The organism is Leuconostoc sp. S50, from assembly GCF_016624925.1.
Lineage (GTDB): Bacteria > Bacillota > Bacilli > Lactobacillales > Lactobacillaceae > Leuconostoc > Leuconostoc pseudomesenteroides.
The window spans coordinates 1-13,255 of the sequence record NZ_JACVUE010000014.1 but is presented as its reverse complement, the minus strand read 5'-3'; the positions used below and the strand labels follow the sequence as shown (position 1 = coordinate 13,255).

The following is a 13,255-nucleotide window of genomic DNA, read 5'->3' as shown; positions in this document are numbered from 1 at the left end:
AAATGAACGTTTGACAATCTTCCTAGGCTTTTAAATAATCTTTGTAATAGAAATTCGTTATGATATACTTTAAACACACACTGTGTCTGTTTAATAACATAGTGTGCGAATAATTGCTGGAGGAAATATCGCGTGAAAGGTAGTAAAAAGTCATTTATCATACAAGCTGCGATTTGGTTAGTCATTATGGTTTCAGCTATCATGTTGTTGCCAAATACCAGTCAGCTCATTAAAGACAAAGGGGATACAAGTTTACCGAGCACTGTCAAAAGTGAAGTGGCACAAAAAATTCAAGACAATTGGGGTAAGGGTCAAGATAATACACGCCAAGTCATTGTTGTTTTCAATAATGGTGATAAAAAAATTACCACTAACCAAGCAAAAAATATTGCAAAAACAGTGGCGAATTTTAACAATAATAAATCAGCCTATCACATCAAATCTATTTTAGCCCCAGAAGATGGCTCAGAAGCAAGAGCTCAGCTGGTCTCTAAAGACAAAACAACCGAATTAGTGCAACTCACCGTTGGTAAACAACAATCTGTCAGTCAAATGACAAAAACGATTACACAACAAGCACAAACCGATGGTGTCAAAACCTATGTGACAGGCAGTGACATTCTAGAAGATGATTTTTCTGAAGAAATTGAAAAAGGTCTGCAGAAAACTGAATGGATAACTGTTATATTTATTTTCTTGGTCTTAATGATTGTTTTCAGATCAGTTATCACACCGTTGGTGTCCTTACTATCAGTCGGTGTTTCATTTATTACAGCTCTGAGTGTTGTGATGAACCTTGTTGATAAATTTAACTTTCCATTGTCAAATTTCACACAAGTGTTCATGGTTGTTGTCTTATTTGGTATCGGAACGGATTATAACATTCTGTTGTTTGATCAATTTAAAGCAGAACTTCAAGCTGGTTATGATAAGCTAGAAGCGACAAAAAGGGCGTTAAAAACGGCTGGCCGAACAATTTTGTTTAGTGGCATTTCGGTTTTGATTGGCTTTGCAACACTAGCATTGGCTAAATTTTCAATTTATCAGTCGGCTGTTGGTGTATCAATTGCTGTTGCAGTGCTTTTACTCGTACTTTTAACGCTAAATCCATTTTTTATGGCAGTTTTTGGCAAATACTTATTTTGGCCAAGTAAAAAATTTTCTGAAAGTGCTGATAGTAAGTTGTGGCACGGTATTGCAAAAAAATCGATTCAATACCCTTTGTCGGCTTTATTGGCTGTTGTCATCATGGCCATTCCACTATTTGCTACCTATAACACGCAACTCAATTACGATACGTTAACCGAATTGGGGGACAATGTTGCAGCTAAGAAGGGCTTCAAAGTTGTTCAGAAACACTTTTCTGAAGGAACTGCTGAGCCCTCTACACTTTACATCAAATCAAATAATCGATTAGATAATGCGGATAGTTTACAAACGATTGATGGTTTAGTTGAAAAATTGAAAAAAACAAATGGGGTAAAAACAGTTACCTCTGCCACACAACCTGGTGGTTCAAAAATAAAGGAATTATATGTACGCAATCAATTAGGAACTGTCACCGACGGCTTGCAAAGTGCTATTGACGGATCGAAAAGTTTGGGTACTAGCCTACAAGAAGCAAGTACTCAACTTGCTAACAGCGATGTTAATGAAGGCGTAGATGGTGCAAAGCAATTAGTTGATGGTTCTAATACATTAAAAAATGGTAGTGCGCAGCTGTATCAAGGCACCAGTGATTTAAATGATGGTATTGGCATGATGAGTGCTGGAACCTCTGATTTAGCTGAAGGTCTTTCTGCACTAAATTCACATCAGTCTGACATTCAATCTGGTGTCACGACTTTAAACACAAGTGTCAGTCAACTGCATAACGGATCTGCACAAATTACTAGTGGATTACAGCAGCTAGAGTCGGCGATTATTTCGCAGGCTGGTAACAACAAAGTAGCACAACAAAAACAAATTGCTGATTTGAAGTCCAGTCTTCAGTCGGTGAATGCGGCAATGGCTTCATTACTAAAACAAACTGGCAATCAAGAAAGTATGTCAGACATAAGCGAAACATCAAGCCTTTTGGCACAAAGCAGTGATAATATCAAAAAAGATGCGGATGAATTGAGTAGTTTGTTGTCTTCTGATTCAGTTGGTAGCGATCCGATTACAGTGTTGTCTGATTCAGATATTAATACGATTATTAATACAGTTAATGCGCAATCAGCACTTAGCGAAACACAACAAGCTGCATTGAAATCGACGCTACAAAATCAGTCGAAATCAATCAACGCACAAATTAGCAGTGCACAGAATGCAAATGCTAAAAAAATTGCAACAGCTAGTTCCGTCGCCAAAAAAATGGCAGATGATACGACTAGTTTTCAAAAAGTTGGGGATACACTCACTTCAGAATTAAGTCGTCTGAATTCACTCGAGGAACAGATCAATAATTTGGGCAAATTAGCATCAAATGCCATTCAAGCCAACGAAGCTTCAATGTCTGCTCTTGATCAATTAAACGACGCTATTGACGGGACACAAAAAATATTAACTGCCTTACAAGGCAACAAGAGTCAGCCGGGTCTTGTTAATGGTTCCCAGCAACTAACCAATGGTTTGTCTCAATTACAGGCCGGCGTATCAAATATGCACACTAGCTTACAAAGTTACACGACAGGTGTTTCCAGCGCAGCTTCTGGTGCGGTGACGGTTAATAATTCTATGTCTGATCTCAAGGCAGGCAGTCAAAGCCTGACGGATAATCAAAGTCAACTTACTGCTGGCATTAGTGATTTGAGTAACGGTCAGCTAACGATGTATCAATCTTTGGCAGCAACGGCCGGTCAAGTACAGGTTTTGCAGTCAGGATTACATGAAGGAAGTCAAGGCGCAACACAAATTGGTAATGGCTTGTCTTCAGCTAACGATTATTTAATTGGTTTGAAAAATTCTTCAGCAGCTAAGACTTATTATGTTCCAAAAAATATACTTAATGGAAAGGAATATCAATCTGCACTTGACGCCTATATGTCGGAGAACAAAAAATCAACCAGCTTGAATATAGTTTTAGATAGCAATCCAAGTTCTGAAAAAGCTATGAAAAAAGTGTCTCAATTACAAACGCAGGTGGAAAATGCACTCAAAGGTACTGGATTATCTGATGCAGTAGCTGCAATTGGTGGTCAAACTGCTAAGACTAACGATACAAGATCAATAGCTTCAGCAGACTTTATTCGGACTGGAATCATAATGGTTGTTGGAATTATGATTGCGTTGATATTTATTACCCGCTCTTTGCTTCAGCCGTTATACATTATGGCTACTTTGCTTGTGTCCTATGTGATGGCGCTGAGTTTGACACAAATTGTGAGTCACTTCTTCCTCAAAGAGGATATGCTGTCTTGGACGACGCCATTTTTTGCATTTATAATGCTACTCGCATTAGGTGTAGACTACAGTATCTTTTTGATGATGAAGTATCGTGACTTACAGCAGTCAGTTCCGTCTGCAAGAGATAGAATTCTCAAAGCGACAGGTATTATTGGTGTTGTTGTGCTATCAGCAGCGCTCATCTTAGGTGGGACGTTTGCAGCGTTAATACCATCGGGAGTATTGACACTAATTCAAGTAGCCATTACAGTGATATTTGGATTAATTATATTAGTTATTGTGTTACCGATGGTAATACCAAGTATGATTTCGTTAACTTACCCAATTAAAAGTATGAAACGGCATTAACAGTTATGTCACAAAGGGTCTTTAGATTAGTGCAAGCTAATGTGGAGACCTTTTTAGTATGACAAACATTGCTTTGGTGTGGTGAAGTGTTGTTCTGCTTGCGATAAAAAAGCCAACAATCAAATTGATGTTGGCGTCCTTTGAAAATATTTGTAGTTTTTAAATCGTCTTACCAACATAAAAACGCTTGTTGATTTCATAGAAATCAAACGTTTCTAAATGATTATTGGCGAGATGGTGAATTGGTTTTTGAATTATAGATTCTCATATAACAAGTATTTGTCTATTTTGACAAAACTACTGATTAATTCATGTTCCACGTCTGTTAGCGATGTTGTTGGAAAATTTGCAACTAGAGAACAAAGGTATTGATAATTTGAACTATTCTTTTCTGAAAAGTATTTATCACCAAATTTACCTTGGATTGTGTCAAACACCTGTTGTACTTCACTTGTTTGTGTGCAACTGAAAAAATTTTTTAAATAAATAAGTTGGGATTTATCTGAATTATCAATGATTGATTTAGCCGTATTTATGGTTACAAAAAGCCATTGATTTAAATCAATTATATGATGAGGGTGACGGTTTAATTCAATTGTTAGCTTTTCAAAGTAATCAGGTTCCATAGCTAATATTATAACTCTTTTTTACTTTGAGTAATCTCAATTAGCAAACTTATGCACCAAAAGATTATTATTTTTTTTATTTTGAATCAATAATATGAGAATGTTTTTGCTACTTTTTATACCTATAATGGAAAGTATTGTTTTTGTGAGCGTAATTTTAGGAGAATAACTTGAGAAAACGGCTATATCAAATTGACGTGATTAAAGTTTTTGCCATATTTTCAGTGGTTTCTGTACATTTTTTGTTGAATTCTGGATTTTATGATATTAGTGTCACAGGATGGATGCCAACAATTGATGTGATTCTGAGGACTATATTTATTACAGCGGTCCCGTTGTTTATTATGGCTACAGGTTTCTTGATGGGAGACAAGGTTCTTTCCAGCAGTTACATCGTTAAAATTTGGCGAACACTTTTGCTGTATGTCATTGTGTCAATAATTGATTGGATAGGGCATACCTTAATTCTTGGCAGTAAAATATCGTTCTCAGATGCATTGTATGGTATGTTAGATTTTTCAACTGATAGTTATGCGTGGTATGTAGAAATGTATATTGGCTTGTACCTGCTGATACCTGTGCTAAATGCCGCTTGGCATTATCAATCTAACGAACAGTATCATCTTTATATTTTGATAATTTCTGTAATCTTGTTTTTTTTACCTTCATTATTTAACGTTTTTGGAAAAATCATGCCTGATTGGTGGACCGCGGCTTATCCGATAGGGTACTACTATTTTGGTGTCTACTTTAAAACATATTTTTCTAAAATTCAAAAAATACCGCTCAAACAATTATTATTCTGGTCAGTAACGATATTTAGTGTTATATCTCTGATTGCTGTAAATAATAATTACGGCAAAATTTTTAAATGGACATCAGAAAATGATTATATGGGGTATCAGCCCTTTATAGTTGCAATCATACTGTTTCTCTTGTTTCTTCGTTTGCCATTTAAGCGAGAAAAACAGCGGAAATATAAAATATTAACAAAAATATCTGGCATGACACTCACGATATACTTGTTTTCAGATCTCACAGACAGCATAATTTACCATGATTTCAAATTGATGGTTCCTAGTACTAATAATCGTTTGGTGTGGGGACCGTTAATTGTGATATGTTCATTTATTTCGGCCACAATATTGTCTTTTATTGTAGAAAAAATTTTGTCAAAGTTGTCCAATACTAGGAAAGCATAACATTATGATAATCGTTTCAAACATTTTACAGTTCTATACGACTTACTATCCAATCATAATGACTTTAATTTGGATTCTAGGTTCTTGGATATCTGGTAACCAGTCTCACACTTCTGATTCAAAATATGATTCGTTGCTTAACGCAAGTGTGACAATTTTATTGCCAACTTTTAATGAAGAGCACACTGTCATTGACACATTAAAATCGCTAGTAGCATTAAATTATACGAATTATACTATTATTGTTGTTGATGATAAGAGCAACGATTGTACTGTCTCGGTTGTTAAAAAGTGGTTATTGCGTAATACACCCGAAGTGTCAATTAAATTATTAGAATTACCAAGTAACATGGGTAAAGCTCAAGCTTTGAATGAAGCAATGAGCTACGTTGAATCAGAATATGTGCTGGTCACAGATGCTGACGCGCTAATGAATCCGAATGCATTGAATCAAATGTTGAAAAAATTTGATAGAGAGAATGTTGGTGCTGTGACAGGAAAGCCGGTAGTCCGTAATCGAACAACGATATTAGGCAGATTACAAACGTTAGAATACGTTGGCATTATAGATCGTATAAAGCGTGCACAAGATAGTTTATTTGGTGGCATAATGACCGTCGCAGGTGTTATCGCATTATATCGTAGTGAAGCATTAAGCGATGTTGGCGGATTCGATAAGACGGTCGTTACAGAAGATATTGATATGACATGGCGCTTACGTCGCAAAAAATGGCTGATACATTACACGCCATTAGCATTAACGTACATTCTTGTACCCGAGACGTTTAGTGGCTACTTTAAACAACGCATCAGATGGTCGGTAGGTGGTCTAGAAGTTTTTTTAAAAAATGCAAAGTGGGTCTATCACAATGAAGATGTCAAACAAAAATTTTTGCTGTTTGATATGTTATTTAGCCACATTTGGGCTTGGTTAGCTTTGATTACTTTTTTTCAATATATTATCGTGACCATAGGTACCCAGACTTTTTCGTTGCCAGGCGTGATTATATTAATTTACATTGCGCTATTTTCTATTATGATTTGTCAAGGCATTATTCAAGACAAAAGACATTCTCAATTGTCTTTTCACGATGTTTTTGAAATCCCGTTTTATAGCACTTTTTATTGGACGACGGCGTTGATTACTGCCATTGCCTCTCAAATCATTGTATGTACTTTACACAGACGAAAAGGATCATGGACAAGTCCAGATCGAGGCAGATAAATGAATAAAAAAATAATTATTCGACATAAACATTTTTCAGGTAACATTTTAGCAGGTATTTTAACACTCTTTGCGTGGATAATTGTCCTTACTATCGTTATTTTGGCGTTTGTCGCGCAACTTCATGTCTACTCAGATAGTTTTGTTGTTTTGAATTTATTACTTGGCATAAATACGAGTGGGGTTAACCATGGGATGCAAATTATTATGGTTTGTTTAATAATTACTTCGTTTCCAGCGATAGCAGCGTTTTTAAGTCAGTATCAGGTGAAAATCAATGATGAAAAGGTATAGATTAATAATTCTGTTATTTATATTGGTAATGTTATTCATTTCTTTTATGATGATATATTTCGGTGTTCAGCAGGGTAATAAACAGCAACAAATTGAACGAAAAGTAGATTACACTTATAAAAATTTCGCTAAAACTAATAGCAACGTTAAGGATGGTGTTCTAGTATTGGCCTACCATCGAATTCTCAAGAAAAATGCTGCTGTTGAATTTGCACAAGATGTATCCAAAAATCCTCAGTTACAGCAATATAATGTTGATCAAACAACATTTATGCATCAAATGAAATGGCTGAAATCACATCATATCAGTGTGTGGTCAATGGATGAGTTCATTAAACACAGTCATGAAAATACAATTTCTGGAAAGCATGTCGTATTGACTTTCGATGATATTGATACTACATTACCACGAAACGCTGCGCCGACGTTGTATGATTTAAGATTACCATTTACAATATTTGTGATTACCGGTAGAGTCGGTAGTAATTTGGACGGGGAACAGTTAGCTACATGGCAAGAAATATCTAAGTTGTCTAATCATCCAGAAGTGACTGTTGGACTGCACACAAATGATTTACATTATCAAGAGGATAATAAACCAATTTTATCAACAACTTCTATATCTAAAAAGTCAATTATTTCTGATTATAAAAAGTCATATAACAAGATCAAAAATCAACTCGGTATCACACCGACAGTTTTTGCCTATCCCTATGGGAGTCAGAATGTTACACTAACTCAATATATGTATAGGCATGGTATGCAGGGAATTTTTTTACTGGAACCCGGCATTGTTAGCAATGATTTACCAAACATTTTACAAGGTGTCCCTCGCTTTGTCGTCACAAATACAAATTTTGATGAGTTGCAGTCGTGGTTGAAAAAATAAGTTTTGGCTTTGTCATGTTGATTGATTATTCAAGGATGTCTAGATTGCCAAAATAGAAGTACCTTTATATGCTGTATTGCTTATACTAATCAACGAATTTTTAGTACAAGCATAGCGAACATTGTCCTAAATAATGTTAGACAATATTTACTGCTCAGAAATAAGCTTTACAAGAGTGTACAAAGTATTTGCAAGCCTTATTTCGTTAGTCGTTTTTTAAATTTTACCAGCGATTAGGATTCAGACCAATTGTAATTTTCAGGTATGATATACTTGTTACAGCAGACAAGTTAAGATGGTGGCTATCCCGAATGGAGGTGGTGCTTATGGTGTAACAGCTAGAAGCCCAGATTCTAGGAAAGGAGATGCCTAGTGTCCGTATCGGATGCGCTACAACTAATGATTAGCTTTGGGAGGTTTACCCTAACACTAATTACTTTAGTTGTTGTGTTGATCAAAAACAGCACAAAAAAATGACCATTCTTAACTTTGACGAGTGAATGGTCATTAATTTGACTATAACTTAGCCACCGTCTGAAACGGGTTTGCTAGGAGTCGTAGTTCACGCTACGGCTCTTTTCTATGTCTTTATTATAGCATAGCTTTTGATTTTGTCACAAATTTAATGTTTTGTTCGCTTGCTTAATCGAACACTTGTTCGTATAATGAATTATACACAATTGTTTTTGGAGGTTGCTGATGGAAAACGCAATCGCAACTGAATATGATTATACACAAGAAGAGCGACGGGTGATTTTTATGATTGATTCAAAAAGTTTCTACGCTAGTGTTGAGAACGTTGAACGTGGTTTTAATCCACTTAAAACTGATCTAGTTGTGATGTCTGAACAAGCTAACACGAATGGTGGTTTGGTCCTGGCGGCATCCCCAACAGCGAAAAAGGATTTAGGGATTAGCAATGTGACGCGCCAACGTGATGTACCTGATGTACGTGGCTTATTTATTGCAGATCCTAGGATGAATAATTACATCGCTGAAAACCTAAAAATCAATAATATTTATCGTCAATATACCGATGATATTAATTTGCTGCCGTACTCGATTGATGAGTCTATTTTAGACGTGACCCACTCTTGGCGGTTGTTTGGTAAAACTCCTGAGGAAGTCGCTTTTAAAATTCAAAAGCAAGTTAGAGCGGAAACGGGTGTCTATTTAACAGTTGGCATTGGTGACACACCTGTACTCGCAAAAATAGCTTTAGACATTGAAGCTAAACACACTAGAAACCTGACGGGTATTTGGCACTATGAGGATGTGCCGAAAAAATTATGGCCAATTACCAAGTTAAATGACGTTTGGAGTATTGGTGCCCGGACAGCACACAAACTTGAAGTGATGGGTATCCATTCAATGTACGATTTAGCGCATCAGGACCCTTATCAATTTAGAGCAAAGATGGGATTAGTTGGTGAGCAATTGTTTGCCTTATCTTGGGGCATTGATCGTACAGATATGACTGAGGTGGTTGTGCCTAAAAGCAAATCATACAGTAATTCCCAGGTATTGCCGCGTGATTATAAACAAAAAGAAGAGATTGAAATTGTTGTCCGTGAAATGGCAGAGCAAGTTGCTACTAGAATTAGAGCACACAAGAAACAAACATGTTTAGTCAGTCTTTTTATTGGTTATTCCTTTGCAGAAAGCGAACGCCAAGGGTCTCATGGTTTTCGAAAGCAACAAAGGATTGATTCCACTAATGATACCCAAAAACTAATGGCTATTATGGTGGCTTTGTTTGAAAAGCATTGGCATGGTGAAGTGATTCGTCATATTGGGATTGATTATGGCGGCTTAATTCAAGACAATGGGATACAGCTTGACCTATTTGAACAACCAGAAAAATCAATTAAATCCAATAAGTTTGATCAAGTCGTTGATGAAATTCGAAAACGCTTTGGCACCACAGCCCTGATGCGGGCAATGTCGAAGGAAAAAGGAGGTACGGCGATTAACCGTGCCAGCCTGGTTGGTGGTCATAACGGAGGTAACAGCTATGAGTGACTGGGTAGTTTGTTTTCACATGATTGAATAAAGGAATATAAAAAAGTGCAAAGACCTGATTTTACCAAAGATATGACATTTTCGGAATTTAGTAAATTTTATTGGTACAAGACAGAATTACAAATAATTTGCCATGAGCATCATCTACCTAGTGTCGGAACTAAAGCAGAACTCAACAAGTATATCAAGCAATTTCTTGATGGCAAAGATTCATCTAAAATATCAATAACAAGAAATAGTAAGCGAACAGGGGATTTATTAGCAAATTTGACACCAGAAACAAAACTATTAGAATCCGGTTTTTGTTTCAATAATGAGGCGCGTCAGTTTTTTAAAGATTACTATGGCTTAGGTCACTTTAGCTTTAAAAAAGCAATGGCTGTTAAAATGAGAGAAGTAGAAATTAATCATAATACTAACGCTACGATCCAAGATTTAATGGATGTCTATGAACACCCGCCAATCTGTGAAACTAATAAAGAGGAACAGACCTATCAATGGAATAATTTTGTAAAAGATTTTATGGCCGATGATGAATCAAAAAAGTATAATCAACCTTTGAAAGTTGCAGCACTTCTATGGACTGATGTAAAACATTCAATCAATAACAAAGAATATAGTAGAGAACTTCTAAAACGAAACAAATCAATTATTAATCGGTACATAAAAATCAGTGATCACCTAAATTAATATTTTGAAATAAACACGGTAATTAGTGAGAAAGTGTGAAATAAATGAGTGATGCAGAATTTAGTAAGATGATTAACAATTACTTTCAAAACGACTATCGCGAACGTGGCAAGGTGAAGTGGAATGGCTATTTTCTGTCAGACCATACCTCAGCTTTAAAGCGTGAAGCACAAGCCAAAAATGCCATACCTGTTAAATTACCAATGATGTCCTTAACGGCTTGTCAAAATATCTTGCGTCATGCCTCAGCGAATTATGAATTTGTGACTGTACAACAAAATATTGAGGACACGGATGGCAACTTAGTGCCTAACCTAACAGGTATGGTCGATGGTTTTTCTGATTTAGGGGTGTATATTAATGAGTCCTATATTGCCTTTGAAAATATTAGAGCGGTGGTGAAAGAAGAATGAATCAAATTGATGCTATCATTGTAGATATTAAAAAGATGTTTGCTAAACAACCTAACACAATCTATGAGGTGAGCGTGGTTGATCAATTATATTCAAAGAAAGTCAACATTTTCTTTGAATACTATAAAATTGGCAAAGCAACACATTCACAGCAAATAGCTCGCTTAAACAGTGAGTACAGAAAACAGATACCTGAGATTGTTGCTAAAATTCGCAAAGAAACTGGGCTAACAGTTAACACTAATATTTAAACAAAGGAAGTTACAAATGATAATTGATGCGACAATAGTAGTGATAACTTTTGTAATGCGATCCATAGTAGTTCTCCTTGATTACGTACGCACCTGGCAGAAACTTTTTTCTGTCGGCTTGCCTGTGATTGGTGTGTTATTTCGTTTTGGCGAAGAACATGGGGACACAAGCAGCGCAGCGAATTTACGAAGCCCTTTTATTCTGTGCTAGTGCTTGTTGCACAATGTTTGACTCAAAGCGAAGTGGCACCCAAGGGCTTGGGAGGACAAGCGTAGCGTGTTTGATCCCGCTTGCGGGTCTGGGGCACACGGCAAAAAATATTTACCGCATTCGAAACCAAATTACGTACAGATCAAAAGGCAATATTTAAAGCTAAATTACTTTAAAAAAATTAATTTTCCCAATACGATTGAATATAAGTCAAAATTTCTGGAAACTTGACCATGCCATCTGATGCACGAAAATGAGCGCCGGTTGGAAAAAGAATAAACGGAATTTGAAGCTTTTCTGCCACTTCCTGGCTGTATTTAAAAGGTATAATTGGGTCATTCATACTGCTAATTATAATTGATTTATTTGAATCTAAGTTTAGGAGTTCAAGAGATGCATGGACAAAAAAATCATCAAACATTTCAAATCCGAGAACTTGTTGATCAAATGGAGAAACCAAAATAATGCCTTTAGGGACTCTTTTAGTCTTTATTAAATAACGAAGTAAGGTCACACATCCCAAACTATGACTAATAAAATAAGAGGATTCGACTTCAGTTATTTGGCTAACTAAAGCATTATCAAATTTTTGAACTTCTGCTACATCAGGTTTGTCGATAAAAATTTTGTTAATTTGAAATTTATTTTCAAGATTTCGACCAACCCAATCAAGCCAGTTTACTTTTGGTGAACCACCGTAACCATCAATTAAAAATAGGTTTTCCATTGTATTAAAACTCCTTCAAACGTATTCTAATCAATATTTTAGATGTATATAAATTACAAAGTTATAAAATCTAAAATTGCGTACATTATTTCTTTGTTAATTGAAGGAACTGGAAAATTTACTATTTCATCTGTTGTCTGCTTGAGTGCATTATTGACTAGACTATATGAATAATCATTGATTACGATTTCATTAACGTCAATTTGTTGAGGTTCAAGATGAAACTGTAACCCAACAACATTTTCGTTATAAAGATATCCTTGGTTTGATACTAGTTCACTACTGAAAAGCAGAGTTGCTTTTTTTGGTACTTCGAACATCTCTTCATGCCAATGCAACACTGGTAATTTGTCCGGAAGATTAGGAATTAAATCATTTTGTTTAATAACATTTGCCCATCCAACTTCTTTAAACGGGGACTTAGTGATTTTAGAACCGAGAACTTTAGCGATTTGCTGTGCACCGTAGCAAGCCCCAAAAATTGGCTTATTTTTTCTTAGGAGTTCTTTAATTAATTCTCTTTCTTTTTTGATCCACGGCAGTTCATCATTAGGGCTCATTGGCCCACCTAGAATAATCAGTAGGTCAGTTTCAGATGCTTTTGGCAAAACACCGCTAAAAAAATATGGATGATAAACAAAAAATTCGTGACCACGAGAAAAAGCCCAAGAGGCGATACTTCCTGGACCTTCATTTGGAGTGTGTTGAAGAACATTTATGCGCATAAAAAGCCTTTCCATCGACGGCAATGTTTACATAGGTATCGCCTGCACATCCCTATTCTTTTTTATTACTTTATATCACAATAGTCAGTTTGTCAAATTATAATTTGTTTTGGTTGTTGAAGGAGTACTTCAATGAGTAAAGTGGCTTTAAAAACAAGCTTATGTAGACCTTGATTGGTATAGTCAACATTTATTGCTCTTATACTAAAAAAATGGACTATTTTTATTCAGTCCGTAAAATGAAA

At 35.8% G+C, this 13,255-nt stretch carries 13 protein-coding genes; 10 read left to right on the top strand and 3 right to left on the bottom strand.

Features of this window, described 5'->3' with window-relative positions; translation table 11 throughout:
• The first annotated feature begins 132 nt into the window (after positions 1-132).
• Positions 133-3,735, top strand: coding sequence for an MMPL family transporter (locus IAE53_RS09940; protein ID WP_368668234.1), 3,603 nt, complete (start codon positions 133-135; stop codon positions 3,733-3,735).
• A gap of 254 nt (positions 3,736-3,989) precedes the next feature.
• On the opposite strand, the gene IAE53_RS09935 is transcribed toward IAE53_RS09940, so the two are convergent.
• Complete coding sequence (locus IAE53_RS09935) at positions 3,990-4,361, bottom strand: hypothetical protein (RefSeq protein ID WP_139968516.1); 372 nt, start codon at positions 4,359-4,361, stop codon at positions 3,990-3,992.
• A 170-nt stretch (positions 4,362-4,531) separates the two neighbouring features.
• Between IAE53_RS09935 and IAE53_RS09930 the strand changes: the two genes are divergently transcribed.
• From IAE53_RS09930 to IAE53_RS09890, 9 genes are all read left to right on the top strand, one after another.
• Positions 4,532-5,563: an acyltransferase gene (locus IAE53_RS09930; RefSeq protein WP_148424338.1), complete on the top strand. Its 1,032-nt coding sequence runs from the start codon at positions 4,532-4,534 to the stop codon at positions 5,561-5,563.
• A gap of 4 nt (positions 5,564-5,567) precedes the next feature.
• Positions 5,568-6,788 carry a glycosyltransferase family 2 protein gene (locus IAE53_RS09925; protein ID WP_187241114.1) on the top strand — a complete coding sequence of 407 codons (1,221 nt, stop codon included), beginning with the start codon at positions 5,568-5,570 and terminating at the stop codon, positions 6,786-6,788.
• Positions 6,789-7,082 carry a hypothetical protein gene (locus IAE53_RS09920; protein ID WP_147651591.1) on the top strand — a complete coding sequence of 98 codons (294 nt, stop codon included), beginning with the start codon at positions 6,789-6,791 and terminating at the stop codon, positions 7,080-7,082.
• A 46-nt stretch (positions 7,083-7,128) separates the two neighbouring features.
• Positions 7,129-7,971, top strand: coding sequence for a polysaccharide deacetylase family protein (locus tag IAE53_RS09915; protein WP_180922009.1), 843 nt, complete (start codon positions 7,129-7,131; stop codon positions 7,969-7,971).
• A gap of 399 nt (positions 7,972-8,370) precedes the next feature.
• On the top strand, positions 8,371-8,448 hold the full coding sequence (locus IAE53_RS11645; protein ID WP_233610742.1) for a putative holin-like toxin: 78 nt from the start codon (positions 8,371-8,373) through the stop codon (positions 8,446-8,448).
• A gap of 222 nt (positions 8,449-8,670) precedes the next feature.
• Positions 8,671-9,993 (top strand): Y-family DNA polymerase, encoded by a 1,323-nt coding sequence (locus tag IAE53_RS09905; protein WP_188353053.1) that lies wholly within the window; start codon positions 8,671-8,673, stop codon positions 9,991-9,993.
• A 72-nt stretch (positions 9,994-10,065) separates the two neighbouring features.
• Positions 10,066-10,683 (top strand): SAP domain-containing protein, encoded by a 618-nt coding sequence (locus tag IAE53_RS09900; RefSeq protein WP_188353154.1) that lies wholly within the window; start codon positions 10,066-10,068, stop codon positions 10,681-10,683.
• A gap of 44 nt (positions 10,684-10,727) precedes the next feature.
• Entirely contained in the window at positions 10,728-11,096 is a 369-nt protein-coding gene (locus IAE53_RS09895; protein WP_139968599.1) for a hypothetical protein, read from the top strand.
• Positions 11,093-11,347 (top strand): hypothetical protein, encoded by a 255-nt coding sequence (locus tag IAE53_RS09890; protein ID WP_147651586.1) that lies wholly within the window; start codon positions 11,093-11,095, stop codon positions 11,345-11,347. The genes IAE53_RS09895 and IAE53_RS09890 overlap by 4 nt, the downstream gene beginning before the upstream one ends.
• Before the next feature lie 392 nt (positions 11,348-11,739).
• On the opposite strand, the gene IAE53_RS09885 is transcribed toward IAE53_RS09890, so the two are convergent.
• Together IAE53_RS09885 and IAE53_RS09880 are read right to left on the bottom strand one after the other, a co-directional pair.
• Positions 11,740-12,285 carry an alpha/beta hydrolase gene (locus IAE53_RS09885; RefSeq protein WP_147651584.1) on the bottom strand — a complete coding sequence of 182 codons (546 nt, stop codon included), beginning with the start codon at positions 12,283-12,285 and terminating at the stop codon, positions 11,740-11,742.
• 53 nt (positions 12,286-12,338) lie between these two features.
• Entirely contained in the window at positions 12,339-13,010 is a 672-nt protein-coding gene (locus IAE53_RS09880; protein ID WP_147652042.1) for a type 1 glutamine amidotransferase, read from the bottom strand.
• Positions 13,011-13,255: the final 245 nt, after the last annotated feature.